Consider the following 22,887-nt stretch of genomic DNA (forward strand, 5'->3'; position numbering starts at 1 on the left):
GTGGTCACGCTGGTCAACCTTCGCGCCTACTGGCGGTTCGTCGTCGTTCTGCGGCGGTTCTCGCCGCTCATCATCGCCTACTGGCGTGACCGCCGCCGGTACTTCCTGTTCGGCGGGAGCCGCGAGGTCGACGCCGAGACCCAGCGCGAGCGCGCCGCGGTGCTGCTCGACATCCTGCTCACCCTCGGCCCGACGTTCATCAAGCTCGGCCAGATCCTCTCGACGCGGCCGGACATCCTCCCGCCGGCGTACATCGAGGTGCTGGAGGGGCTCCAAGACGACGTGCCGCCCGCGCCGTGGGAGGAGTCGAAGGTCGTCCTCGAAGACGAGTTCGGCCCGGTCGACGACGTCTTCGACGAGTTCGACCGCGACCCGATAAGCGGCGCCAGCCTCGGGCAGGTGTACACCGCCACCTACGACGGCGACGAGGTCGCCGTGAAGGTCCGTCGCCCGGGCATCGAGTCGCTCGTCGAGGCCGACCTCCGGACGATCCGCTGGTCGATCCCGCTCATCAAGCGGTTCACCGGCGCCGGCCGGGCGTTCTCCTTGGAGAACCTCGCCGACGAGTTCGCCAAGACGATCCGCGAGGAGATGGACTACGCCCGCGAGCGGACGATGCTCGAAGAGATCCGTGATAACTTCGCCGACGAGGACCGGATCCGCATCCCGGAGACGTACGAGCCGGTCTCCGGCCCGCGCGTGCTCACGATGGAGTACGTCCCGGGCACGAAGATCAGCGACATCGACGCGCTCGACGAGGCGGGCCACGACCGGACGGAGGTCGCGGAGACGCTCCAGGAGGTGTACCTCCAGATGATCATCGAGGACGGCGTGTTCCACGCCGACCCGCACCCGGGGAACCTCGCGGTCGCGGACGACGGCGCCGTGATCTTCTACGACTTCGGGATGGCCGGCCGGGTCGACCCGTTCATCCAGGAGAAGATCGTCGAGTTCTACGTCGCGGTCGCGCGCCAGGACATCGACGCCATCCTCGACACCCTGATCTCGATGGGGACGCTCTCGCCGGAGGCCGACCGCGAGGTGATGGGCAACGTGATGGAACTGGCCATCGCGGACGCCAGCGGCGAGGACATCGAGCAGTACCAGGTGAACCAGATCATCGAGCAGGTGGAGTCGACCATCTACGAGTTCCCGCTGCGGCTCCCGCCGAACCTCGCTTTGGTCCTCCGGGTCGCCACCGTCGTCGAGGGCGTCTGCGTCACGCTCGACCCCGAGTTCGACTTCATTTCGACGGCGACCGACTACCTCCGCGAGGAGGGGTACTACGAGCAGACCGCCCGCGACCTCGCCGAGGACGCCGGCCGGCAGGTCCAGCGCACCACCGAGGCGCTGTTCACGGTGCCGCCGAAGGCGGACGAGTTCCTCGACCGCGCCAACCGCGACGACCTGACGGTCAACGTCGTGTTGGAGGACGACACGAAGGTGTTAGAGAAGCTGGCGATGCGGATCGCCTACTCCGTGCTGCTCGCCGTCGGCGTCCTCTCGGCGACGATCCTCTACTCGTTCGCCGAGAACTGGCGGCTCGCGGTCGTCGTCCTCGCGCTGGCGGCGCCGCTCGCGATCGCCCTGTACCGGTCGTTCCGGAAGAAGCGGGGCCTCCGCGCCACGCCGCAGTTCACCAGGCAGGGCATGAAGCAGCGACGCGACGACTGACCCGTCCCCTCCCGGAAACGGGCCGTCTCAGGCCTCTTCCGGCCGACAGATCCACACGTCTTCCGCCTCCTCGACCGCGTAGTCCCGCGCCGCCAGCCACTCGCGGAGGGCGGCGGAGCCGGACCCGAGCTCGGACGTGGTCTCCTCGGCACCCCCCTTCGCGTCCTCGGCCGCCGCCTCGGCGGCCTCGTGGACCTCCACGACGAGCAGCGGGCCGTGGGTCGCGAGCGTCGCCGTCGCGCCCCGGAGGACCGCGGCCTCGTGGCCCTCGACGTCGACCTTGATCGCGTCCGGCGGGGGGACGGCGCCGACCCCGTCTTCTCCCTCGTCGCCGACGCCCTCGACGAGGTCGTCGAGCCGGCGGACGGGGACCGACTCCGTGCCCGCGACGCTCGCGCCCCACCTGGTCGCCGACTCGCGGTCGAACGCGGAGCACTTCGAGAACGTCGAGCGGTAGAAGGTGAGCGTCGCGTTCGCGTCCCCGAGGCCGGCGCGTCTGAGGTCGATCCCGGCGCCGTCCCGGCCGCCGAGCCCGTTCCGGTCGGCGTTCCGCGCCAGCCGGTCCGCGCTCTCGCCGTTCGGTTCGAACGCGACCACCCGGCGGTCGGTGCCGAGCGCCAGCGGGATGGCGTGCTCGCCGACGTGCGCGCCCACGTCGAGGACCACCGCGTCGGTCGGCAGCCGATCGAGGGCGGCGAGCCCGGCGTCGTCGCCGTGCGGGTTCGTCGGCTCGTGGCTCCAGTAGGTGCCCGCGACCGTTCGCTTCGGGGTCGCGACGCCGAGCGCGTACGTCAGGTCGGCGAGCCGGTACAGCGTCCGGAAGCCGAGCCGCTCGACCCGGGCGCGCAGCGACGAGAGGGCCCGGCTCATCGCGGCGTCACGCCCCGACGACCTGGATCGGGACGAGGAGGAAACAGAGCGCGCCGACGGCGAACGTGGCGAGGCCGACCGCGAGCCGCGGCAGTCCCACGCCGTCCTCGTCGGCCGGGTTCGCCGGGCCGTTGAACGCGATCACCGTCGCGAACACGCCCCAGAACGCCCACAGGCCGACCGACTCGTTCAGGCCGAGCCCCCGCCAGAAGTGGAGGTACGCGGCGATCCCGAACAGCGCGCCGGGGACGAGCGCCGCCACCGTCTCCTGTCGCGGCCCGAGCATCGCCCGGACCATGTGGCCGCCGTCGAGCTGGCCCACCGGGAGGAGGTTCAGGAGCGTGAAGAACATCCCGACCCAGCCGCCGATCACGACCGGGTGGGCGCTCAGCCGCGGGTCGCCGTAGCTCGTCGGCTGGCCGAGGACGCCGGCGATGAGGTCTAAAAGCGGCGGGTTGTTGAAGCGGATCACCGGCCCTGAGGAGTTCGCGAGCTCCGCCGGCACCCCGATCGGGTCGAGCGAGAGCCCGACGGCGGTCACGGCGACCGTCGCGACCAGCCCCGCGATCGGTCCGGCGGCGCCGATGTCGAAGAGGACCTTCCGCGAGGGCATCCGCCCGCGGATCCGGATCACCGCGCCGAGGGTCCCGAACGGGAAGATGAAGGGGATCACGTACGGCAGCGAGACGGGGACGCCGTGGTACCGCCCGGCGGCGTAGTGGCCGAGCTCGTGGGTCATCAGCACGCCGAGGACGGCGGCGGTGAACGGCCACGCCTGGAGCACGGTGAGGGGGTTCGACTGTATCTCGGCGAGCGGGACGTAGTACCAGCCGTAGGCGCCGACGAACAGCGTCGACAGCACGGTGGCCGCGAACATGGCGACGTTCACCCAGGGGATCCCGTCGCGGCCGCGGTCGAACGGGGTCGCCACGACGACGTGCCCGTCGTCGACGGCCTCCACGTCGACCTCGTAGCCCGCCTCCCGGAAGTGGGGGGTCAGCTTCCGCAACAGCGTCCGCTCCGGGACGTACGACTCGCCGCGGTACCGCACGCGGCCGTCCTCGCGGCGGATCTCGTCGATCCGAAAGAACGTCCGGAGGGGCTCCGGACGCGGGGCGCCGTCGCCGGCCGCCGCCGCGTCCTCGTGTTCTGGCATCGTCACGTCGTAACTGGTCGGCGAGTATAAACCCCGCGTCGGCGGGCGAGCGAGCCGGAAACGGGGGACCGGTCGTCCGCGCGCCGGGGGCGGCGGACGCGTGCGGGGTCAGAAAGCGCGAGTCGGGGACCGAGCCGCGGGATCCGGTGCGGCGGTGTGCGTCGGGGGCGGTGCTGCGAGCGTCGGTCGGCGGACCGCGGGCGTCAGGCGGGCTCGACGCGCCAGGTCGTCGCGCCCGTGTACGACCACTTCTCGACGGTGAGCTCCGTCGCGGAGTCGCGGAGCTTCACCATCAGGGCGCCGATCTCCTTCGGGGAGAGGTCGACGTCCTCGGAGATGAACTTCCCCTTGAAGTACATCTCGCCGTCCTGGGCGCGGTCGAGCAGGTACTGCTTCAGCCGCTCTTCCTTGCTGCGGTCGTCGTTCGCGCTCGCGTTCGTGGAGGGGTTCGCTGTCGCGCTCATGGTACACCCCACGCTTGCCGCCGGAGGGTGTTATAAAGGTAACACCGTTGGGCGACGTTCAGGGGGTTTCAGGGCGTTTCACCGCTCGCTCCGAGCTAAAACGTGTCTGACGGACTCTTTACAACGGTTCCAGAACGGCGTAGAAATTTTATAATCGGTTCTGAGGGCGTTTTCGCCGCTGACCACTCGGTAAGCGAGTCACCTCTGTCTCCGCGTTCGCCGGGCGAATAAGCGGCAAAATGGGCCGGTTAGATCCGCCTCGGAGGGCCGGCGCGCTCCTCGCGCGCCCGCCGTGCGTCCTCTGTGCGCCCCTCGCTCGGGCCGTCCGCGGTCGCGATCCGGGGGCCGAATCCCCTCGGCGCGCCGACTCGAACTCCCCTCGCGGGCCGTTCAGTCCCGCCGGTGGACCCAGAACGTCTCCGACTCCGTCGCCTCCTTCTTGAATATCGGCACCTCGTCTTTCAGGCGGTCGATCCCGTCCTCGACGGTCCGGAACGCCTCCCGGCGGTGCCCGGCGAGGACGACGACGAACACGATGTCCTCGCCCGCCTCGATCACCCCGGTGCGGTGGTGCATCCGCACGTCGAAGACGCCGTCGCGCTCCGCGAGCTCCGCCGCGATGGCGTCCATCCGCTCCGCGGCGACCCCCTCGTACTTCTCGAACGCGAGGTGGGTCGTCCGGTCGTCGTCCGGGGCGTCGCGGGCCCGCACGCGGCCGGTGAACGTGGCGATCGCGCCCGACCGCTCGGCGTCCGCGGACGCCTCGACGCGGTCCACCAGCGTCTCGCGGGTGATCCACGGCTCGGCCGCGTCGAGGTCGGCGACGAGCCGATCGAGGTCGACCCCCTTGGCCGTCGCCGCGGTCGCGAGGACCGTCCCCGGCACGCTCTCGGGGTCCGGGTCGGCGCCGAGGAGGACCGCCGGCACGCGCAGCCGCGACTCGCCGACCGCCACGAGGTAGTCGTGGTCGGGGGCGAGCCCGTCGAGCAGGTCGTCGAACCCCTCGACTCGCCCCCGACCGCTCCAGTTCCCGTCCGCGTCGAACGCGATCTCGGTGTCCGCGTCGGGGCGCCCGGCGGGGTCGGTGACCCCGCCCTCGACCGCTCCGCCGTCGGCCGCCCGGTCGCTCGGGTCCGATCCGCGCGGGCGCGCTCCGTCGAGGTCGTCGCGTTCCACGACGGCGACCCGCCCGTCGAGCCGCGCCGCGAGCCGCCGCGCCAGCGCCGGGGCCCCGTCGCCGACGATCGATATCGGTCGCATACCCGAGAGCGGGCCGCGACCGGCTTAGGCGTTTCCCGGTCGCCCCGGACCCGCGGCCGCGGGGCGCTTCCGGCGCGTCCGGGCTTGGCAATCCTTAAGACCGCGACAGGGATACTCGTCGCCAATGAGAGTCGTCGTTTCTGTCGGCGGGAGCGTGCTCGCGCCGGACCTCGACCCCGAGCGCGTCGCCGCGTACGCCGAGGCGATCGAACGGCTGGTGGCCGACGGCTGCGAGGTCGGGGTCGTCGTCGGCGGGGGCGGCGTCGCCCGCGAGTACATCGAGACGGCCCGCGAGATCGGGGCCAACGAGGTCGAACTCGACCGGCTCGGGATCGGGACGACCCGGCTCAACGCCCGGCTGCTGATCGCCGCGCTCGGCGACCGCGCGAGCCTCGCGCCCGCGACTGACTACGAGGAGGCGGGCGCGGCCCTCCGCCGCGACGAGGTCGCGGTGATGGGCGGCGTCACCCCGGGACAGACCACCGACGCGGTCGCCGCCGCCTTCGCCGAGTCGGTCGACGCCGACCTGCTCGTGTACGCCACGAGCGCCGACGGCGTGTACGACGCCGACCCCAACGCCGACCCCGACGCGACCCAGTACGCGGAGCTGTCGCCCGCGGAGCTCGTGGAGGTCGTCCTCCCGATGAGCCGGGACGCCGGCGCCTCCGCGCCCGTCGACCTGCTCGCCGCGAAGCTGATCGACCGGGCCGGCATCCGGTCGATCGTGCTCGACGGCACCGACCCGAGCGCCGTCGTCGACGCCGCGCTGTACGGCGACCACACCGGGACCGACGTGGTCCCCGTCGACGGCGGGGAACCGAGCTTCTGGACGGGGGAGCGATGAGCGCGGACGACGCGGCGGACGGAGCGGCGGACGCGGGGAGCCCCGCGCCCGACGACTCCCCGCACATCCTCTCGGAGCGGGCCGCGCTCGACGAGGGGGCCGCCGACGAGGGCGACGGCGCGGCGGAGGAGTCCGGCGAGGCCTTCCACGCGTTCTGGGCCGACGTGGTCGCCGACGAGATCGAGGCGCGCGACCCCGACGAGCCGATCGTGATCAAGGGCGGCGTCTCGCCGTCGGGCGTCGCGCACCTCGGCAACTTCAACGAGATCATGCGCGGCTACTTCGTCGCCGAGGTGCTGCGCGACCGCGGCCGCGAGGTCCGGCAGGTGTTCACCTCCGACGACAAGGACCCGCTGCGGAAGGTGCCGCGCAAGCTGGCGAACGCGGACGGCGACATCGTCGGGCTCGGCGAGGTCGACGCGGGCGCGCTCGGCCGCAACCTCGGGAAGCCGTACACTGAGATTCCGGACCCGTTCGGCGAGGCCGAGTCGTACGCGGCCCACTTCGCCGGCCTGCTGAAGGCGGACGCCGACCGCCTGAACGTCCCCGTCGAGATGCTGTCGAACACCGACCTGTACGCCGACGGGACGTTCGACGACGCGGTCCGGACGGTCCTCGGCGACGTGGAGCGCGTCCGCGAGGTGCTCTCGCCGTACCAGGACAAGGTCGACGACGAGTACGTCCCGTTCAACCCCGTCTGCGAGGCGTGCGGGAAGGTCACGGAGACGGTGACGGGGATCGACCTCGATCGTGAGACCGTCGAGTACGTCTGTACCGACATGGACGCCGGCGGCAACACCATCGAGGGGTGCGGCCACGAGGGCACCGCGACGTTCCGCGAGGGGAAGCTCCCGTGGCGGCTGGAGTGGCCCGCCCAGTGGGGCGTCCTCGGGGTCGACTTCGAGCCGTTCGGGAAGGACCACGCGGAGGGATCGTGGCCCTCGGGCGTCGACGTCGCGCGGAACGTCTTCGGCGAGGAGCCGCCCGTGCCGATGGTGTACGAGTGGTTCACGCTCAACGGCGAGGCGTTCTCCTCCTCGGAGGGGAACGTCGTCACGGTCCAGGAGCTGCTCGACCTGATCGAGCCCGAGGTGCTCCGGTTCTTCTTCGCGCTCCACCCGAAGAAGGCCCGCGACCTCGACGTCGAGCGGCTCGACCAGCTGGTCGACCGCTTCGACCGGTTCGAGCGCGCCTACTTCGGCGAGGTGGACGACGAGGACCTCACCGCCTTCGCCGAGCGCGCCTACCCCTTCGTCGTCGGGCGACCCGACGACCCGCCGACGAAGCGGCCGATCCGGCTCCCGTATACCTTCGCGGCCGTCCTCGGGATGGTCGACGACCCGGACTTCCGCGAGCGCCTCGCCCGCGACGAGGGGCACATCCCGGACGACGCCGACGACGACGCGGTCGACGCCGCGCTCGCCCGCGTGGAGCAGGCGCGGAACTGGGCCGAACGGACCGGTAACGAGTACGACTACCGGCTCCAGACCGACCTCCCGGCGGTCGAGTTCGACGACGACGTGGCGGCCGCGCTCGACGACCTCGCCGACTTCGTCGCCGCCGGACACGACGGCGAGGAGATCCAGGGGGCGATGTACGAGACCGCGCGCGACCACGATGTCGAGGTCAGCGACTTCTTCGCGGCGGGCTACCGCCTCTTCTTCGACGACACGCAAGGGCCGCGGCTCGGCGAGTTCCTCGGCGAACTGGAGCGCGACTACGTCGTCGACCGACTCCGACGGGAGGCGTAGATGACGGAGGACCGCTCGCTCGACGACTTCGCCGAGGCGGCCGCCGGCGACGGCGACGCCGCGAGAACCGGTAGCGACGCGGAGCCCGACCCGGTCGACCCCGACGGCGCGAAACCCGACTCCGGCGACCTCGACGGCGCGGCCGACGCCGACCCCGCCGTCGCCACGTCGACGTGGCACGCCGACGGCGCGGCGTGCGACCGGTGCGGCGAGCGGGTCCACCGCCGGTGGCGGGAGGCGGACGCCTTCGTCTGCGCCGACTGTGCCTCCTGGTGACGCGCTTACCGGGCGGTCAAAGCTTAAGCCGTCGGCCGTCGAGTTGTCCCGTGCGAGGAAAATTCACTGGGGATAAAATTAAATATAAATGAAATATAATCCGGAACTGCTCTACGGGCGGTCGGCGACGGCGCTCACGGCGGCGTACCTCTGCGTCGCGGCGGCGTTCACGGTCGCGGTCGACCTCGCGACCGCGTCCGCGGTCGGATCCGTCGCCGACTGGACGCCGGCGCGCCTCGTCGGCGACCTGCTGCTCGTCGTCGGGTCCGGCGGGCTCCTGTACGGCGCGGTCACGCACCACCGCCACCGGGCGGAGACCGCCCGCCGGGACCTCGAAACCTCCAACCAGCAGCTACAGGTGCTGAGCCGCGTGTTCCGACACAACGTGCGAAACGACCTCAACGTGATCCAGGGGTACACCGACCTGCTCGCCGACCGGATCGACGACGAGCGGAGCCGGGAGTGCCTGGAGACGATCCGAGAGACGACCGACGACGTCGTCGAGATCAGCGAGAAGCTCCGCGTCGTCGAGGACGCCTCGTCCGAGCCGCCGGACGGCCGCGTCGACCTCGTCGACGCGGTCCACGAGGCGGTCGAGGTCGTCGACGCCGACGGCGCCGCCGTCACCGTCGAGACGCCCTCCGAGGCGTGGATCCGCGCGGACGACTCGGTCGCGTTCCCGATCCGCGAGGTGTTCGAGAACGCGGTCACCCACAACGACGGGGCGACGCGCCGCGTCGCTGCCACGATCCGCGAGAACGGAACGACCACCTGTCTGGAGGTGACCGACAACGGCCCGGGGATCCCTCCGGACGAGCGCGCGGTGTTACAGGCCGAAGAGGAGACGCCGCTCTCGCACGCGAGCAGCATCGGCCTGTGGCTCGTCAAGTGGATGTGCGAGACGCAGGGCGGCACCGTCCGGTTCGACGCGACGGACGACGGGACCACGGTCCGGCTCCGGTTCGAGTCCGCGGCGCCGCCCGCTACTCCAGTTCGGTGATCGTGACGGCGTAGACGGCGCCGCAGTTCCCGCACTCGACGTGGACGCCGCGGCTGGCCTCGCCGCGGGTGAACTCGGAGATCTCCTCCGAACACGAGCACTCGAACTGGACTTTCATTACCGTAACACCGTCCTTCTGATATTTAAATGAAACCGATGCGGAATCAACGGTGAAAACCGCCGGTCGCGGTACCACCCCGCACGGTCGGGGACCGCGGTCGACCTCAGTCGTCGTCGACGATCACTTCGACCGGCCCGTCGCCGTCGTCCGCGGCGTCCTCGTCGGACCCGCCGGACGCGTCGACGCCGGCCGACTGCTGCTGGTAGTAGAGCCCGCCGGCGACCGCGAGGACGATCCACGACCGCCAGTTGGCGAGGTTCAGGGTGTAGCCGATGCCGAACGGCTTCTCGACGAGCATGCCCTTGCCGGGCTGCCAGTACGACGACAGCAGGCGCCCGAGGCTCGGACGCTCGAAGTTGTACGGAATACCGAGAATCTCTCCCGACGACGGTTTGTCTCCCATACCAGTCCGTCTGTCCGCTGGCACTATAAATCGTGGCGCCATCGCTCGGCGAGCGCGCCGGCGCCGCGGCGGCGCCCCGACGCTCAGCGGTAGCGGCCGCGGTCCGCCACGTCCCGGAGCCGGTCGAGGACCTCTCCGTCGCCGACCGCCTCGTACCCCGCCTCAAACGCCGCTATCAGCGGGTCGGGATCGGTCGCGGTCGCCCGGATCGACCCCTCGAACACGTGGAGGTCCATCGCGTGGTCCTCGACGTGGCCGGTGTGGAAGCCGAGCCCGAAGTCGATGAGGTACGTCGCCGGCGACGGTGCGGACTCGTCGTCCGCGGCCGCGCTCCCTTCCTCGTCGGGCGACACGCGCACGTTCCGCGTCGTCGGATCGCCGTGGACGATCCCCGCGCCGTGAAGCCGGGCGAGGTGGCGACCGACCGCCTCGGTCGAGCGCTCGTCGAGCGCGGTCGCGAGGTCGCGCTCGCCGACGTACTGGAGCGTCAGCGTCGCGTCCGCGAGGTCGATGTCGTACACGAGCGGCGTCGGGACGCCCGCGCGGCGGGCCTCGCTCGTCAGCCGCGCCTCCGCGACGGTCCGGTCGCGCCTGAGCGTCCGGTCGAGTTCGGGGTGGCGGTACGACTTCTCGACCCGCCGCTTGACCACCCGACGGTCGTCGCCCGCGTCCTCGACCGTCACCGTCGCCTCCGCGCCGCGGCGGTCCGCGTCCGGGTCGCTCGTCGTCGCTGTCGCCGCGCTGCCCGCCGCTCCCCGGGCGACCGACTCCCCGTCCCGCCACGTCACCGGCACTTGGTCCGGTCGGAAGTTCGGGTCGACCGCGGACTCCGGGACCGGAATCGCGTCACCCGCCGCGGCCATCTTCGCGCCCAAGACGGCGATCATCCCCGCGTTGTCGCGGAGGAAGCGGGGCTCGGGCGCGTGGAAGTCGGCGCCGCGCGCCTCGCACATCGCGGCCAGCATCTCGCGGAGGCGGTCGTTCTGGGCGACGCCGCCGCCCAGCACGAGCTCGTCGGCGCCGGTCAGCGACAGCGCGCGCTCGGAGACCTCGGTGAGCATCGCGAACACGTGCTCCTGGAGCGAAAAGCAGACCTCCTCGACCGGGACCCCGTCGTCGGCGGCGTCGTTGGCGGCCGAACTGATACCGGAAAACGAGAAGTCCATCCCCTTGACGACGTACGGCAGGTCGAGGAGGTCGGGAGCTGAGTCGTCGCCGTCCCCGGCGAACTCGGCGGCCGCCGCCTCCACCTTCGGGCCGCCGGGGTGGCTCCAGCCGACGTGGCGCGTGAACTTGTCGATCGCGTTGCCGACGCCGGCGTCCATCGTCTCGCCGAGGACGCGGTAGCGCCCGTCGTGGTAGCCGAGCAGGTGCGCGTTCGCGCCCGAGGCGTTCAGGCAGACGGGGTTGTCGAACCCGGAGCGGTGCCGACCGATCTCCAGGTGCGCCACCATGTGGTTGACGCCGACGAGGGGCACGCCGAGCGTCCCGGCGAGCGACCGCGCGGCGGTCCCGACGATCCGGAGGCAGGGGCCGAGCCCGGGGCCGCGAGAGAAGGCGACGGCGTCGACCGCGTCCGGTCCGTGTTCCGCCTCGGCCGCGGTCAGGACGCGGTCGACGACCTCGGGGATCGCCTCCGACATGTGCTCGGCGGCCTCGCGCGGGTGAATGCCGCCGCTGTCGGGCTCGTAGGGATCGGACTCGATGAGAACTGAGTCGGTCTCGGCGTCGTACAGCGCGGCGCTCGCGCACCACGCGGTACCCTCGATGCCGAGAACGCGCATCCGGCGGGGTTACGCTTCCTCGGCGTCCGCCTCGTCGCCGCCGATCTTGTTGCGTTCGAGCATGTGGTCCTGCTCGACCTCCAGGGCGTCGGCCGCGGAGTCGTACACCTTCGCGTAGCCGACCGTCTTGCGCATGCCGAACTTCGTGTCGAGCTCGTGGACGACGACCTCCTCGGAGTCCTTGTCGAGCTTGGCGGCCAGCGAGTCGCGGACCGACAGCCGCGAGGGGGTGGCCTCCTCGTGGGTCGTCTCGAAACGGATGTCCGTGCGGTGCAGCATCGGGTTCTCCTCCTCGGAGATGATATCGACGTCCATGGTTCAGTTGGGCGTATATCCCCTCGAAAGCTGTAAAAGGATTTCGAAGCGGGGGTGTCGCCGTCGAACTCCCGGCCGACCGTCGACCGAGCGCCCCGTTCGGCGTCAGGATTTCAGTCCTCCGGGCCGTGGGTTTCGTTAGCACGCGAATGCCAGACGACGCCCGATTCGATCCGACCGAGCGCTCCGAGTACGAACTCACCAGGTCGGCCAACATCATCGTCCCGATGTCGCCGCTTCGGAAGGCCCGGATCTGCGGCGCGCTGGCGCTCCTCGGCTCGCTCGCCGCTCCCCTCGTCGCGACTCTGCCCGCGGCCGTCCGGGAGGCGAACTTCTCCGGCCCGCCGGCCGCGACCCCCCTCGGCGTCGCGGCCGTCGCGCTGGCCGGCACCGTCGCGGCCGGCGGGGCCGGCCTCGGCCTGCTCGCGCTCCAGCGGCGCCTCGCGCGCGGCCCCGAGCCGAGCGGCGACGCGGTCTGGTCGTTCCTCGCGGTCGAGGACGCGCTCACGGGGATCGGCTTCGTCACCGGCGGGCTCGGGGTCGGCGTCGGCCTCGCGCTGCTGGCGAGCGGTCACTGGGGCGTCGAGGCGCTCGCCGGACTCCGGCGCAACGGCGTCGAGCCGTACCTCTCGGTCTCGACGGTCCCGGTCACGCCGCGGCTGGTGACCGCCGTCGCGCTGGCCGCCGGGCTCGCCGTCCTCGGGGCCTCCGTCGTCGTCGACCGCGAGTGACGCCGACCGGCCGGGTCGGACTCACGCCGCGTCGGTGCCGTCGAACCCGTCCGGGTCGACGCCGAGGATCTCGTACGCGGCCGCGACGTCGCCGGCCAGGCCCTCGAACAGCTCCCGGGCCCGCCGCCGCGTCTCGGGCGTGACCGCGACGCGGACCATCCCCTCGCCGGGCTGGCCGTAGACGACGGTCGACCCGAGCGGCGCCGCGAGCATCGCCGGGAGCGCCGCCAGGTCCTCCTCGCCGGTCACCTCGATCGTCACCGGCTCGTCGGCCGCGAGCGCCTCGGCGAGCGCGTCGAGCAGCGCCGCCGACAGCGCAGCGGCCGGATTCTCGACGGGGACGCGCCGCTCGTCCGTCGCCGCGAGCGCGGTCGCTATCTCCTCGCGGACCGCCTCGCGCTCCGTCTTCCCGTCGACCAGCGCGGCGTCCGGGACGCGGCCCGCCTCGCGGAGGTGATAGGTGACAACGTCGCCGACCGCGATCAGCCGCGGGGGCCCCTCCGCGGGCGAGGCGTGTCGCTCGCGGGTCTCGTCGGCGGCCGCAAGGAGGGCGTCCGCGTCCGTCGTCACCGGGCCCAGCGGCTCCTTGAACGCGTCGCGCAGCGATTCGGGCAGCGTGAGAAGCGGGTCGGATGCGTCGCTCATCGGCCGTCGCCTCGGAACGGGTGGTTACCGGACCTTCAGCGCGTACGCGCCCGCGTCGGAGACGTTCATCTCCTCCGCGATCTGGCTGTCCGCGGGGTCGGTGACGATGACGTAGCCCGCCCAGTCCTCCGTCAGCGACGAGGACCCGCAGAGCGCGCAGGTCTGGGCGTCCGGGTCGTTGACGTGGTGGCACTCCCGACACGCCAGGCGGTCCTCGGCCATCAGTCGGCCTCCTCACCGGTCTGTTCGCGGTGTTTCCGCTGCCCTTCCAGCCACTCGTGTTTGCCGAGGCCGGGCTGTTTCGCCGTGAGCCCGATCTTCGAGTCGCGGGGGTTGCGCTCGTCGATGCTCTTCGTCACGACGCGGACGCGGACGGCGTCGTCGACGCCGAGTGTCTTGTCGGAGTCCGACGAGGCGAGCTGCTGGTTCGCGCCGTCGAACGTGAGGTACTCGTCGGTGATCTGCGAGACGTGGAGCAGCCCGTCCACCGGCCCGATCCCGACGAAGGCGCCGAACTCGACCGTCTCCACGACGGTGCCGTCGGCGACCTCCTGCATGTCGGGGTCGTAGGTGAGCGCGTCGAACTCCGCCTCGTAGTAGACGCCGGGGCGGTTGTGTAACACCGCGCCCTCGCCGATGTCGTGAACCTCGATGACGCTCACGACGCTGCCGACGTCCTCGTCCATCCGTCCTTCCAGCTTGTCTTGGAGCAGGGCCTTCACCCGCTCGTCGGTGACGTCCGCCAGGTGCTTCGGCGGGACCTCGACCGTGTCCTTGAGTCGAACTCGTTTGTACATGTTGTTGGTTGTCCGCGGCCGCTAGGGTTCCGTTATCGCCAGTGTGTTCCGACCCCTTAAACCGATTACTGGTGCGTCCGCGGCCAGCACCCGGTTCGCGAGGGGTCCGTCGACCGTGACGACGGCGTCGACCCGGCCGGCCGCGGCCAGGGCGACGAGCGCGTCGTCGGCGTACGATTCGTCAGTCTCCACCGCCTCCGCCCGCTCCGCGAGGTCCGCCCCGACGCTCGCGGCGGTCGCCTCCGCGCCGTTGCCGCCCTGGAGGCCGTCGAGCTCCGCGAGCACCGCCGTCGGCACCACGGCCTCGTAGCCGCCGAGGACCCGGTCCAGCTCCTCGAACAGCCGGAGGTCGGCCTCGACCGGCGCCATCAGCGCGCTCGTGTCGAGCGCGACGACGGGCGCGCCGCCGAGGGCCTCGGTTCGGGCGTCGCCCGCGGCCGGGGTCTCCGGACCGTCCGCGCGGGCGTCGTCGGCCACGCTACGCCAGCGTCCCGACGCCGATGAGCCGCCAGCGCGCGCCGACGCGCCGGTTGATCGCGATCTGGGCGCCCGACTCGGCGCAGACGGGCCGCTTGAGGCTCACCTCGCACTCGCCGTCGCGCGCGCTCGTGACGGCGCCGACCGTCGTCGCCGTGCCGACCGTGAGCATCAGCGGCTCGCCGGTGCTGATCTCCTCGATGTCGCTCTCGCCGCTCTCGTCGTCCTCCTTGCCGACGACGCGGTCGAGGAGGTCGACCGTCATCTCGAACTCCTCGCGGGTCGGCGGGAGCGTCCCCGGCTCGCCGGCGACCTGCCCGGCGAGGGCGTCGCCCTTCGTCAGGCTCGGGTCGAGCCCGGTGCCGACGCCGAGGAGGCCGCCGGGGTGGGCGGTGTCGACGTCGCGGTTGCCGGCCTGGAGCGACCGGACGGTCGTCTCCAGCGGTCGCCACTCGGTCTGCCCCTCCTCGTCGACCTCGCGGCCCGGCCGGATCTCTAAGCCGTCGCCGACGGACAGCTCGCCGCTGACGAGCGAGCCGCCGACGACCCCGCCCTTGAGGTCCTCGGCGCTCGCGCCCGGCCGGTTGATGTCGAACGAGCGGGCCGCGTACATCCGGGCGCTCTCGCCCGGGTCGCGCTCCGGCGTCGGGATCTCGGACTCGATGGCGTCGATGAGGAGGTCGAGGTTGACCTCCTGCTGGGCTGAGACGGGGACGATCGGCGCGTCCTCCGCGACGGTGCCCTCGACGAACTCTTGGATCTGCTCGTAGTTGTCGACGGCGCGGTCGCGACCGACCAGGTCGACCTTGTTCTGCGCGATGACGATGTTCTCGATCCCGATGAGATCGAGCGCCATCAGGTGCTCTTCCGTCTGGGCCTGCGGGACGTCCTCCGTCGCGCTCACGACCAGGACCGCCCCGTCCATGATCGAGGCGCCCGAGAGCATCGTCGCCATCAGCGTCTCGTGACCCGGCGCGTCGACGAACGACACCGTCCGTATCGGCTCGCTCTCGGAGCCGTCGTCGCACTCCTCGTCGACGGTGTAACACTCGGGCTCGTCGACACCGGGGCAGCGTCGGAACGTCGCGTCCGCGTACCCCAGCCGGATCGAGATACCGCGTTTCATCTCCTCGCTGTGCTGGTCGGTCCACGAGCCGGACAACGCCTGTACCAGCGTCGTCTTCCCGTGGTCGACGTGACCGACGAGACCGATGTTCACCTCCGGTTGTGTGTTGGCTTCAGTCACTGTTGGACCTCCTAACGGAGTAGTCTTATGCGAATTTCGCCCCGTGCGAGTGATAAAGTTGCTGTTATAGGTGCGAGAGTCGCCCGCGGGCGAGCCGACGGCGACCGTCCGAGTCCGTCCGGTTCGGGGCCGCGGCGGTCGCGGTCTCGCCGTTCACCGCGCGACCCGACACCCGGGTCGCGAACGGGCGCCGTCGGCGTCGGCGTCCTTCGACGCCGATTTACGCCTCACGCGGTAACGCGGACGCGTAATGGGATACGCGTGCCCCGTCTGCGACACGCCGCAGCGCGACGGCGAACACCTCGCGCACCACCTCGCGTTCACGGCGATGCTCCACGGCGGCGACCACGAGTCGTGGCTCGACGAGCGCGTCGACGACTGGAGCGACCGGGAACCGGCCGAACTCGCCGCCGAGGTGACCCCGCACGCCGAGGACGCCGAGTACGACGAGGTGTTCGAGGACACTGTTCCTCGCGGCCGCCCGGACGTCGGGATGGGGTCGGGCGGGAGCGCGTCCGGCCACGATCACGCCGGCCACGAACACGGCGCCCCCGCGGACGCCGGCGTGCCCGCCCCCGAGCAGGTCGACGACCCCGAGGTCGCCGAGGCGCTGCGCGAGGCGCGCGAGATGACCCGGAAGGCCGCGGCCGACGCGGACGCCGACCCCGCGACCGACGACGACGGCGACGCGTAGCGGAACGCCCTTCCCCGCCCCCGGCCAACCGCGCGTATGGAGACCAGAGGCACGTTCGCCCCCGAGACGCGCGCCGAGGCGCTCGAACGGTACGAGGAGGTCGGCCCCGTCGCGCAGGTCGTCGTCCGCGAGGCGACCAAGGCGATGTCGTTCGACGCCGACGAGTACGACGAGCGCGTCACGCCCGAGGTGATCCGGACCGCCCGCGACGCGACGTTCGCCGAGCTGCTCGCGGTCCACGTCGGCGACCGAGACGAGTTCGACGCGTGGCTCGCGGACAGCGAGTTCGACGACGCGGCCGTGACGCAGATCGGCTCCGACAACGTCGACAACGTCGTCTGGCACCCGATCCCCTTCGCGGACGCGGTGATCGCGGCGACGTACCAGGAGGAGCCGGACGCGGCCGCCAGCACCCTCCGGCGCAACGCCTTCGGACGCGTGTACCGCGAGGAGTTCTACGAGTCGGGCCGATAGGCCGACCGCGGCTGCGGTCGCCGACACGCCGGTCGCGAACCGCGGAGCAGCCGCTCGCCGAGACGAGCGGAGCCGCAGAATCGAACCGCCAACGCCGGTGCCGGCGCTCGTGGCGGACGGGTAGGCGCCTTACAGGCGACCGACGTTCTCGACCGTGACGGACTCGACGTCCTCGACCTGCGAGAACGCCTCTTCGACGGCCTCGGTGCCGCCCGCGCCGTCGGGGACGATGACGGTCGGGAGGAGCGCGACCAGCCCGAACGCGACGTCGTCGCGCTCGAAGCCGCGGATCTTCGCGCCCTCGGGGAGCTCCTCCTCCAGGCGGTCCTGGAGGTCGTCGAGGTCGACTTCGGGGCTGTTCGGCATGACCTTGATCTTGGCGGCGACGTCGCCCATCTTACGGCCCCCGGAACCCGCAGTCGTGGCACTCGTAGAGGTTGCTCTGCTTCCGGCACTTGGCGCACCGGTAGATGGTGGCGCCGCAGTCCGGACAGGAGAACTGCGCGGCGTTCATGCCGGACACCTGAATTCCACAGGAGACGCACTGCGGAGTCGATTGAGAGTCGCTCTGGCTCATACACGTACTCACCGGCGGCGACTTTTAACCGTTGTTCTTTTCGCCGGAACGGACCGTGGGGGCCGGTACCGTCCCGCTCGACGGAGCGCGAGGCGGCGGGGCGCGGGGACCGAACCGGGCCGTCACCCGACGATCAGCGGACCGATGAGGACGCCCATCAGGTGGACCCGCCGCGCGCCGACCCGCGGCGGAACGAGGCCCAGCGCGCCGGCGACGAGGAGCACACCGACGCCGTACGCGCCGGCGAACGCGTACGAGACGGCGGCGAGCAGTCCCAACACGCCGACCGAGAGCCGGGTGTAGTCGGCGTTGCCGACGACCCGGAGGTACGGGTCGCCGACGAGCACGACGAGCGCGAACCCGAAGCACGCGGCGGTCGCGGCGGCGACGAGCAGCACCGGCAGTGCGAACGGCACGCCGGCCCGATCGATGGCGACGGTCACGCCCGTGCGCGGCGTTCCGAGCGCGACCAGCGCGAACAGCGCGAATATCGTGTTCGCCGTGTTCGCGCCGCTCGTCGCCACGACGAACCCGCGGTCGGCCGACGCGCGCGGCACCGCGGGCATCGCGGCCACGGCGGCGATGGCGGCCGACACGCCCGGGACGTACCCCACCACCGCGCCGGCGAGCGACCCCGCCCCCGCGCTCGTCCCGAGGTCGCGCGCTCGCATCGCGATCCGCGGGTCCGCCTGCGGCGGGACCCCCTCGCCGCCGAGCGCCTCCACGAGGACCGGGACGCCGAACAGCCCGGCGAACAGCGGCGCGAGGACCCCGCCGGTCGACAGCGGCGCGGCGGGGTCGGCGTCGAGCGTCGCGAACCCGAGCGCGGCGCTCGCGAGGAAGGCGACCAGCCCGCCGACCGCGGCCCGCCGCGACGACTCGGTGAGGACGAGCAGCGCGACGACGCCCCCGAGCAGCAGCGGCAGGTGCGCGCGCAGCGCCGGGTACCACCGCACCATCAGCCACGTGACCGGGACCGCCAGCGGCACCGCGAGCGCGACCGCCAGCCCGGAGCCGAGCGCGGAGAGCCGGACCGCCTCCCGACCCCGCCCCGCGATCACCAGCCTGTGGCCGGGCAGCGCCGCCACCGCGGTCGCGGCGTCGGGCACGCCGAGCGCGAGCGCGGGGACGATGTCGAGGAACGAGTGGACGACGCCCGCGCCGAGCATCGCGACGCCGACGAACAGCGGATCGGCCGGCACCGACGGGGCGAAGCCCGCGAGGAGCAGCGCGAAGTTGTTCGCGTGGAGCCCGGGCACCAGCCCGCTCGCGGTCCCGAGCGCGACGCCGCCGAGCAGGAACGCGAGCGCGCCCGCCGCGAACGTCGGGTCGACCACCGGTCGCACGAGCGCGTCCATCGAGGCGTGATGGCCGCGGCTCCGGGCTTAAGGTGTGGGGCGCCGCGACGGGTCGCAGAATCAGTGCGAGTCGAACCGAGCGGTTACGCCGTCTGCGCGGCCTGCGACTTCTTCTGGGTGACGTAGCCGGCGATGCGGTTGCGGACGCCCTTCGACTCGACGGTCGTCAGCGCCGTGACGCTCTCCTTGTTCGTCTCGAAGTCCGTATTGAACGAGTCGGGATACCGCTCCAGCAGGGCGTTCCCGAGCTGTTTGATGTACTTGGGTTTGATGGCCATACCGAGCGGTACCGGAGGGGCGAACTAAAAGGGTTCGTTCCGCCGCGAGCGGCCGCGAGCCGGAGTCGCGGCGGGGTTCGCCTCGTCGCGCTCCCTCCGGGTCACTCGTCGCCCGCGCGCTCGCGCCACCCGGTCGCCTCGTCGATCCGCGCGAACGCCTCGCGCTCGGCGGGGCCGCCGCAGCGCTCGACCACGTCGGCGAAGTACCGGAGGCGGTCGAGCAGTTCGCCGGTGTCGAACGCCGGCACGTCGAGCCGCGAGGCGGCCACCGTGGCGTCGACGACCGCGCCGAACCCGCGGTTCACCGTCGGCACGCGCTCGCTCACGACCGCCGACTCGACCGGCGACAGCTCCCAGGTCCGTACCGTCGTGTCGCCCTCGCTCTCGGCCGCGACCGCCTCGGCCTCGACCTCGACCCACGCGTCGGCGCTCGGGAGGACCGGGTCGTCGGCCTCGCGGACCGTGAGCGCCGCGTCGACGAACGTCCGCGGGTCGACGGTGAACTGGACCACGCCGCCGCCGCGCTCGCTGAAGTTCCGCCACGTGCGGGTGCGCCCGTAGGTGCGCGCGGTGACCGGATCCCCTGGTTCGTCCGGCGCGTGGAGCCCGAGCGCCGCGACGTTCCACCGGTCGTTCGGGCCCAGGGTCGTCACCACGGACTCCGTGACGCCGCGGAGCGCGACCGGCCAGCCGTCGGGGACGACGCCGTCCCGACCCCTCCGACCCCCGTCGCTCACGGCGCCACCTCCGCGCCGCGCCGGAGCGCGACGAACAGCGCCGCGCACGTGAGGTCGGCGGTCGTCCCGGGGTTGATCCCCTCGTCGACGAACTCGTCCGCCAGCGACTCCGCGGCGTCGAGGTCGGCGCCGTGGACGGCGTCGGTCGGGACCGCGTCGACGCCGCCGACCGCTCCTGATCCCGCTGATTCGACGCCCAGCAGCGTCGCCGCCCGCTCGCTCGCCTCGCGCGCCGTCGCCGCCCCCCGCGTCGACGCGACGAGGGTGTCCGGCTCGGCGGCGAGCAGCCCCAGGAACGCCCGCGCCGCCCGGTCCGCGAGCGGTCCCTCGTCGCTCAGGATCCACTCGGCCGCGCGGAACGTCCGGGGGAACCCCTCGGTCCACTCGGCGGCGTTGCGGTCGGGGACGCGGTCGCCGGCTCCCTCGTCGTCGTCGGTCCCGCCCGCCGGGTCGGCCGAGAGCGCCAGCACGTCCCGCAGGGTCGCGCCGCGCTCGCGGATCGCGGGCTCCGCGTCGCTCCCGCGGCGCACGTCGAGGTCGTCCGCGCCCGGCGGCGGGTCGTCGACCGCGACGTCGACGGCCTCGAACGCGCGGTAGAAGGCGACCGCGTCCTCGACGGTCGTCGCCCGACAGAGCGCGTCGAGGCCGGCGGGCGAGAGGTCCCGGCCCGGGTCCGCGGCCGCACGCACCAGCGGGACCAGGAGCAGCAGACAGCCGAACTGGGTGTTCGTCCCGGCGCGGTCGGCCATTCCCCGCACCGCGCGCTCGAAGGCGTCGCCGACCGCGGGGCCCGCGCCACCGGCGGTCCCCCTCGCGGCCCGTTCGAGCCCCGGGCGCGCGCCGACGGCGCCGCCGAGGAACGCCTCGAACCGCAGGTCGTCGAGGTCGCGGCGCCGGTCGACGTTCCCGGGCTTCGGCGTCCCGGCCACCTCGACGAGGAGCGCGAGCGTCGCGTCGTCGACGGGGTCGGTCACGGCGACGCCCCCGGCCCGGGCTCGGGCCCGCGGGCCTCGCGCGGGAGCCCCCCGCTCCGCCACGCCTCCACCGCGTCCGCGACGCGCGCGAGGACCGGCGGGTCCTCCGTCGGTCGCCCGACGCTCACCGCGTCGGCGCCGTGTCCCCCGTACTCGGCGACCGTCTCGCGGCCGCGGACGCCGTTGTTGGCCACGAGCGTCAGGTCGGCGAGCGCGGTCCCCTCGCCGTCCCGCGCCGCCGCCGCGTCGACCGCGGCCGCCAGGTCCGCGATCACCGCCTCCGAGTCCATCGCGTCGACGTGGAGCCAGTCCGCGCCCGCGGCCGCGACCCGCTCCGCGACCGCGACGAGGTCGACGCCCGGCACCTCGGCGCGGACCTTCACGCTCGTCGTCGCGCCCGCCTCGGCCGCGGCGGCGACGTACCGCGCGAGGCGGTCCGGCTCGCGGAGCAGCGACTCGCCGCAGCCGACCGCGCGCAGCTCCGGCTGCCGGCAGTGGGCGTTGACCTCGCAGACGGCGCCGCGGTCGGCGCAGACGCGCGCGACCTCCCGGACCGGTCCGGGCGCCGCGCTCCGGACGTTGATCCCGGGGCGGACGGGCGCGTCGGCGACCGCGTCGAGCTGGTCGGCGACGAACGCGACCGGGTCGGCGGGGAGGAACTCGGAGCGGCCGCGCGCGACGAGGTCACGGGCGGCCGCCCGGCTGGCCGGGTCGAGCGCGACCCCGCCGAGGAGCGCGGCGTCGACGTGCGGGGCCGCGGCGCGGGCCCACGCGGCGTCGGCGGCGCCGCTGAGGCTCGCGGCGACGAGGAACGGATCGCCGTCGGTCGGCGCGCCGCTCCCGCCGTCATCGCCCTCGGCTGACGCTTCCCGCTCGCTCCCGCTCCGGGTCACTCCGCGCCCTCCCGCGGCGGCGGCGCGTCCGCCGCGTCGTCGTCGACCGCCGCCAGCGCGCGCTCGCAGGCGCGAGCGATGCGCTCGGCGTCGTCCGCGTCGTCGATTTCGGTGTCGGTGCGCTCGACGTGTCGGTCGAGTTCGGTCGGGTCCGCGTCGTCGAGGACGAACGCGTCCGCGAACGGGTACGCCGCCGCCACGCCCGCGGTCGAGGGCTCGCGACCGACGCCCGCCATCAGGTCCGCCGCTGGCCCGGAGAACACCTCGTCGCCGACGAACGGCGAGACGGCGACGACAGGCGTCTCCCGGAGCGCCCGCTCGAACCCGGGGAGCGCCAGCATCGGCCCGATGCTCGTCACGGGGTTCGAGGGACCGATCACGACCGGGTCGTCGAGCGCCGCCAGCACGGCGTCGGTCGGCTCGGCGTCGTCCGCGCCCCGGAACTCCACGTCGGCGACCGCGGGCTCGCCGCGCCCCGCGACCCAGTACTCCTGGAAGTGGAGCGTCTCGCCGGCCTCGGTGTGGACCAGCGTCGCGACCGGGTCGTCGGACATCGGGAGGAGGTCGACGTCGAGGCCGAAGGCGTCCGCGAGCGTCCGGACCGCGGCCGTGAGCGTGTGCCCCTCGTCGAGCAGGCCCGTCCGCGTGAGGTGGACCGCGCGGTCGCGGTCGCCGATCTCCATGAACTCGGCGACCGCCGAGAACCGCCGCCACCGGGCGATCTCCCGGCCCGCGGTCTGCGCGTCGGCGTCGAGGTACCGGGGGCCCGCTTCGAGTCCGGCCGCCTCGGCGAGCCGGCCGAGCTCCGCGTGGGTCGCGGTCGTGTCGTCGTTGATCCCCCACCACGTCTCGCGGTCGAGGACGCCGCCGCCCGCGAACAGCACGGTGTCGACGTCCGGGCAGACGAGGTGGCCGCCCAGCTCCACGTCGTCGCCGGTGTTGGCGACGACCGCCGTCTCGGCGGGCTCCCACACCCGGGCCGCGCCGTCGAGGAGCTTCGGCGTGCCCGTTCCCCCGGCGAGGAAGGTTACCATACCGGCGCAAGGCGACGCCCGGATTTGTATCCTCGCCTCGCGCGGCGGCCCCGA

General features: G+C 72.8%; 29 protein-coding genes. 8 read left to right on the forward strand and 21 right to left on the reverse strand.

Going from position 1 to position 22,887, the window contains the following annotated elements; translation table 11 throughout:
* Complete coding sequence (locus HPS36_RS08525; RefSeq protein WP_173229804.1) at positions 1–1,674, forward strand: ABC1 kinase family protein; 1,674 nt, start codon at positions 1–3, stop codon at positions 1,672–1,674.
* 27 nt (positions 1,675–1,701) lie between these two features.
* Here HPS36_RS08525 and HPS36_RS08530 read toward each other — a convergent pair whose 3' ends face one another.
* The 4 genes from HPS36_RS08530 to HPS36_RS08545 all read right to left on the reverse strand — a co-directional run bounded on the left by HPS36_RS08530 (position 1,702) and on the right by HPS36_RS08545 (position 5,424).
* Complete coding sequence (locus tag HPS36_RS08530) at positions 1,702–2,544, reverse strand: FkbM family methyltransferase (RefSeq protein ID WP_173229806.1); 843 nt, start codon at positions 2,542–2,544, stop codon at positions 1,702–1,704.
* Positions 2,545–2,551: 7 nt separating this feature from the next.
* On the reverse strand, positions 2,552–3,700 hold the full coding sequence (locus HPS36_RS08535; RefSeq protein ID WP_173229808.1) for a site-2 protease family protein: 1,149 nt from the start codon (positions 3,698–3,700) through the stop codon (positions 2,552–2,554).
* A 203-nt stretch (positions 3,701–3,903) separates the two neighbouring features.
* Positions 3,904–4,164 (reverse strand): DUF7123 family protein, encoded by a 261-nt coding sequence (locus HPS36_RS08540; RefSeq protein ID WP_004597322.1) that lies wholly within the window; start codon positions 4,162–4,164, stop codon positions 3,904–3,906.
* A 390-nt stretch (positions 4,165–4,554) separates the two neighbouring features.
* A complete protein-coding gene (locus HPS36_RS08545) occupies positions 4,555–5,424 on the reverse strand; it encodes a molybdopterin synthase (protein ID WP_173229810.1) in 870 nt (289 codons plus the stop codon).
* A gap of 124 nt (positions 5,425–5,548) precedes the next feature.
* On the opposite strand from HPS36_RS08545, the gene pyrH reads away from it, so the two are divergent.
* The 4 genes from pyrH to HPS36_RS08565 all read left to right on the forward strand — a co-directional run bounded on the left by pyrH (position 5,549) and on the right by HPS36_RS08565 (position 9,295).
* Complete coding sequence (gene pyrH / locus HPS36_RS08550) at positions 5,549–6,268, forward strand: UMP kinase (RefSeq protein WP_173229812.1); 720 nt, start codon at positions 5,549–5,551, stop codon at positions 6,266–6,268.
* On the forward strand, positions 6,265–8,019 hold the full coding sequence (gene lysS / locus HPS36_RS08555; protein ID WP_173229814.1) for a lysine--tRNA ligase: 1,755 nt from the start codon (positions 6,265–6,267) through the stop codon (positions 8,017–8,019). The genes pyrH and lysS overlap by 4 nt, the downstream gene beginning before the upstream one ends.
* Positions 8,020–8,295: a DUF7573 domain-containing protein gene (locus HPS36_RS08560; protein ID WP_173229816.1), complete on the forward strand. Its 276-nt coding sequence runs from the start codon at positions 8,020–8,022 to the stop codon at positions 8,293–8,295.
* Between the two features lie 88 nt (positions 8,296–8,383).
* Complete coding sequence (locus HPS36_RS08565; protein WP_173229818.1) at positions 8,384–9,295, forward strand: sensor histidine kinase; 912 nt, start codon at positions 8,384–8,386, stop codon at positions 9,293–9,295.
* On the opposite strand, the gene HPS36_RS17000 is transcribed toward HPS36_RS08565, so the two are convergent.
* The 4 genes from HPS36_RS17000 to HPS36_RS08580 all read right to left on the reverse strand — a co-directional run bounded on the left by HPS36_RS17000 (position 9,279) and on the right by HPS36_RS08580 (position 11,918).
* Entirely contained in the window at positions 9,279–9,413 is a 135-nt protein-coding gene (locus tag HPS36_RS17000) for a hypothetical protein (protein WP_017343858.1), read from the reverse strand. The two genes, HPS36_RS08565 and HPS36_RS17000, sit on opposite strands and share 17 nt — an antisense overlap.
* A gap of 106 nt (positions 9,414–9,519) precedes the next feature.
* Positions 9,520–9,819 carry a DUF5808 domain-containing protein gene (locus HPS36_RS08570; protein ID WP_121563022.1) on the reverse strand — a complete coding sequence of 100 codons (300 nt, stop codon included), beginning with the start codon at positions 9,817–9,819 and terminating at the stop codon, positions 9,520–9,522.
* An 83-nt stretch (positions 9,820–9,902) separates the two neighbouring features.
* Positions 9,903–11,603, reverse strand: a complete 1,701-nt coding sequence (locus HPS36_RS08575; protein ID WP_173229820.1) for a bifunctional N(6)-L-threonylcarbamoyladenine synthase/serine/threonine protein kinase — start codon at positions 11,601–11,603, stop codon at positions 9,903–9,905.
* Positions 11,604–11,612: 9 nt separating this feature from the next.
* Positions 11,613–11,918 (reverse strand): 30S ribosomal protein S24e, encoded by a 306-nt coding sequence (locus HPS36_RS08580; protein WP_173229822.1) that lies wholly within the window; start codon positions 11,916–11,918, stop codon positions 11,613–11,615.
* 149 nt (positions 11,919–12,067) lie between these two features.
* Between HPS36_RS08580 and HPS36_RS08585 the strand changes: the two genes are divergently transcribed.
* Entirely contained in the window at positions 12,068–12,649 is a 582-nt protein-coding gene (locus HPS36_RS08585; RefSeq protein WP_173229824.1) for a hypothetical protein, read from the forward strand.
* A gap of 21 nt (positions 12,650–12,670) precedes the next feature.
* Here the strand turns inward: HPS36_RS08585 and HPS36_RS08590 are convergent, their stop codons facing one another.
* Genes HPS36_RS08590 through HPS36_RS08610 form a run of 5 tightly spaced genes read right to left on the reverse strand, consistent with a single transcriptional unit; the run spans position 12,671 to position 15,814 of the window.
* Positions 12,671–13,294, reverse strand: coding sequence for a GTP-dependent dephospho-CoA kinase family protein (locus HPS36_RS08590; protein ID WP_173229826.1), 624 nt, complete (start codon positions 13,292–13,294; stop codon positions 12,671–12,673).
* 24 nt (positions 13,295–13,318) lie between these two features.
* Entirely contained in the window at positions 13,319–13,516 is a 198-nt protein-coding gene (gene spt4, locus HPS36_RS08595) for a transcription elongation factor subunit Spt4 (RefSeq protein ID WP_053770568.1), read from the reverse strand.
* Positions 13,516–14,091, reverse strand: coding sequence for a DNA-directed RNA polymerase (locus HPS36_RS08600; protein ID WP_004597309.1), 576 nt, complete (start codon positions 14,089–14,091; stop codon positions 13,516–13,518). The genes spt4 and HPS36_RS08600 overlap by 1 nt, the downstream gene beginning before the upstream one ends.
* A gap of 21 nt (positions 14,092–14,112) precedes the next feature.
* Positions 14,113–14,568, reverse strand: a complete 456-nt coding sequence (locus tag HPS36_RS08605; protein ID WP_137716966.1) for a PIN domain-containing protein — start codon at positions 14,566–14,568, stop codon at positions 14,113–14,115.
* 1 nt (position 14,569) lies between these two features.
* Positions 14,570–15,814, reverse strand: a complete 1,245-nt coding sequence (locus HPS36_RS08610) for a translation initiation factor IF-2 subunit gamma (protein ID WP_173229828.1) — start codon at positions 15,812–15,814, stop codon at positions 14,570–14,572.
* 250 nt (positions 15,815–16,064) lie between these two features.
* On the opposite strand from HPS36_RS08610, the gene HPS36_RS08615 reads away from it, so the two are divergent.
* Entirely contained in the window at positions 16,065–16,508 is a 444-nt protein-coding gene (locus tag HPS36_RS08615; RefSeq protein ID WP_137716968.1) for a DUF5810 domain-containing protein, read from the forward strand.
* Positions 16,509–16,544: 36 nt separating this feature from the next.
* A complete protein-coding gene (locus HPS36_RS08620; RefSeq protein ID WP_121563015.1) occupies positions 16,545–16,982 on the forward strand; it encodes a DUF5809 family protein in 438 nt (145 codons plus the stop codon).
* Between the two features lie 129 nt (positions 16,983–17,111).
* On the opposite strand, the gene HPS36_RS08625 is transcribed toward HPS36_RS08620, so the two are convergent.
* The 8 genes from HPS36_RS08625 to cofD form a co-directional block, all read right to left on the reverse strand.
* On the reverse strand, positions 17,112–17,378 hold the full coding sequence (locus HPS36_RS08625) for an elongation factor 1-beta (protein ID WP_053770573.1): 267 nt from the start codon (positions 17,376–17,378) through the stop codon (positions 17,112–17,114).
* A gap of 1 nt (position 17,379) precedes the next feature.
* On the reverse strand, positions 17,380–17,559 hold the full coding sequence (locus HPS36_RS08630; protein WP_053770574.1) for an HVO_2753 family zinc finger protein: 180 nt from the start codon (positions 17,557–17,559) through the stop codon (positions 17,380–17,382).
* Positions 17,560–17,681: 122 nt separating this feature from the next.
* On the reverse strand, positions 17,682–18,917 hold the full coding sequence (locus HPS36_RS08635) for a tripartite tricarboxylate transporter permease (RefSeq protein WP_137717915.1): 1,236 nt from the start codon (positions 18,915–18,917) through the stop codon (positions 17,682–17,684).
* Between the two features lie 83 nt (positions 18,918–19,000).
* Positions 19,001–19,195 carry a 30S ribosomal protein S17e gene (locus HPS36_RS08640; RefSeq protein WP_137717916.1) on the reverse strand — a complete coding sequence of 65 codons (195 nt, stop codon included), beginning with the start codon at positions 19,193–19,195 and terminating at the stop codon, positions 19,001–19,003.
* A 101-nt stretch (positions 19,196–19,296) separates the two neighbouring features.
* Positions 19,297–19,932 carry a DUF447 domain-containing protein gene (locus HPS36_RS08645; RefSeq protein ID WP_173229830.1) on the reverse strand — a complete coding sequence of 212 codons (636 nt, stop codon included), beginning with the start codon at positions 19,930–19,932 and terminating at the stop codon, positions 19,297–19,299.
* The gene (locus tag HPS36_RS08650) at positions 19,929–20,906 is read right to left on the reverse strand and encodes a triphosphoribosyl-dephospho-CoA synthase (RefSeq protein ID WP_173229831.1); all 978 of its coding nucleotides are present in this window, start codon (positions 20,904–20,906) and stop codon (positions 19,929–19,931) included. The genes HPS36_RS08645 and HPS36_RS08650 overlap by 4 nt, the downstream gene beginning before the upstream one ends.
* The gene (locus HPS36_RS08655; protein WP_173229834.1) at positions 20,903–21,799 is read right to left on the reverse strand and encodes a tRNA-dihydrouridine synthase; all 897 of its coding nucleotides are present in this window, start codon (positions 21,797–21,799) and stop codon (positions 20,903–20,905) included. Before HPS36_RS08655 ends, HPS36_RS08650 begins: the two co-directional genes overlap by 4 nt.
* Complete coding sequence (gene cofD / locus HPS36_RS08660) at positions 21,796–22,833, reverse strand: 2-phospho-L-lactate transferase (RefSeq protein WP_173229836.1); 1,038 nt, start codon at positions 22,831–22,833, stop codon at positions 21,796–21,798. Before cofD ends, HPS36_RS08655 begins: the two co-directional genes overlap by 4 nt.
* Positions 22,834–22,887 lie beyond the last annotated feature (54 nt).

The organism is Halorubrum salinarum (assembly GCF_013267195.1).
GTDB classification, from domain to species: Archaea; Halobacteriota; Halobacteria; order Halobacteriales; family Haloferacaceae; genus Halorubrum; species Halorubrum salinarum.

What these genes read in the sequence shown, in the direction of transcription:
- cofD (WP_173229836.1), bottom strand. Translation starts at nt 22,833, where the DNA reads ATGGTAACCTTCCTCGCCGGGGGAACGGGCACGCCGAAGCTCCTCGAC.
- HPS36_RS08570 (WP_121563022.1), bottom strand. Translation starts at nt 9,819, where the DNA reads ATGGGAGACAAACCGTCGTCGGGAGAGATTCTCGGTATTCCGTACAAC.
- HPS36_RS08530 (WP_173229806.1), bottom strand. Translation starts at nt 2,544, where the DNA reads ATGAGCCGGGCCCTCTCGTCGCTGCGCGCCCGGGTCGAGCGGCTCGGC.
- HPS36_RS08585 (WP_173229824.1), top strand. Translation starts at nt 12,068, where the DNA reads ATGCCAGACGACGCCCGATTCGATCCGACCGAGCGCTCCGAGTACGAA.
- HPS36_RS17000 (WP_017343858.1), bottom strand. Translation starts at nt 9,413, where the DNA reads ATGAAAGTCCAGTTCGAGTGCTCGTGTTCGGAGGAGATCTCCGAGTTC.
- HPS36_RS08635 (WP_137717915.1), bottom strand. Translation starts at nt 18,917, where the DNA reads ATGGACGCGCTCGTGCGACCGGTGGTCGACCCGACGTTCGCGGCGGGC.
- HPS36_RS08630 (WP_053770574.1), bottom strand. Translation starts at nt 17,559, where the DNA reads ATGAGCCAGAGCGACTCTCAATCGACTCCGCAGTGCGTCTCCTGTGGA.
- HPS36_RS08535 (WP_173229808.1), bottom strand. Translation starts at nt 3,700, where the DNA reads ATGCCAGAACACGAGGACGCGGCGGCGGCCGGCGACGGCGCCCCGCGT.
- HPS36_RS08620 (WP_121563015.1), top strand. Translation starts at nt 16,545, where the DNA reads ATGGAGACCAGAGGCACGTTCGCCCCCGAGACGCGCGCCGAGGCGCTC.
- HPS36_RS08545 (WP_173229810.1), bottom strand. Translation starts at nt 5,424, where the DNA reads ATGCGACCGATATCGATCGTCGGCGACGGGGCCCCGGCGCTGGCGCGG.
- HPS36_RS08565 (WP_173229818.1), top strand. Translation starts at nt 8,384, where the DNA reads ATGAAATATAATCCGGAACTGCTCTACGGGCGGTCGGCGACGGCGCTC.
- HPS36_RS08615 (WP_137716968.1), top strand. Translation starts at nt 16,065, where the DNA reads ATGGGATACGCGTGCCCCGTCTGCGACACGCCGCAGCGCGACGGCGAA.
- HPS36_RS08560 (WP_173229816.1), top strand. Translation starts at nt 8,020, where the DNA reads ATGACGGAGGACCGCTCGCTCGACGACTTCGCCGAGGCGGCCGCCGGC.
- HPS36_RS08625 (WP_053770573.1), bottom strand. Translation starts at nt 17,378, where the DNA reads ATGGGCGACGTCGCCGCCAAGATCAAGGTCATGCCGAACAGCCCCGAA.
- HPS36_RS08590 (WP_173229826.1), bottom strand. Translation starts at nt 13,294, where the DNA reads ATGAGCGACGCATCCGACCCGCTTCTCACGCTGCCCGAATCGCTGCGC.
- HPS36_RS08540 (WP_004597322.1), bottom strand. Translation starts at nt 4,164, where the DNA reads ATGAGCGCGACAGCGAACCCCTCCACGAACGCGAGCGCGAACGACGAC.
- HPS36_RS08600 (WP_004597309.1), bottom strand. Translation starts at nt 14,091, where the DNA reads ATGTACAAACGAGTTCGACTCAAGGACACGGTCGAGGTCCCGCCGAAG.
- pyrH (WP_173229812.1), top strand. Translation starts at nt 5,549, where the DNA reads ATGAGAGTCGTCGTTTCTGTCGGCGGGAGCGTGCTCGCGCCGGACCTC.
- lysS (WP_173229814.1), top strand. Translation starts at nt 6,265, where the DNA reads ATGAGCGCGGACGACGCGGCGGACGGAGCGGCGGACGCGGGGAGCCCC.
- HPS36_RS08580 (WP_173229822.1), bottom strand. Translation starts at nt 11,918, where the DNA reads ATGGACGTCGATATCATCTCCGAGGAGGAGAACCCGATGCTGCACCGC.
- spt4 (WP_053770568.1), bottom strand. Translation starts at nt 13,516, where the DNA reads ATGGCCGAGGACCGCCTGGCGTGTCGGGAGTGCCACCACGTCAACGAC.
- HPS36_RS08575 (WP_173229820.1), bottom strand. Translation starts at nt 11,603, where the DNA reads ATGCGCGTTCTCGGCATCGAGGGTACCGCGTGGTGCGCGAGCGCCGCG.
- HPS36_RS08640 (WP_137717916.1), bottom strand. Translation starts at nt 19,195, where the DNA reads ATGGCCATCAAACCCAAGTACATCAAACAGCTCGGGAACGCCCTGCTG.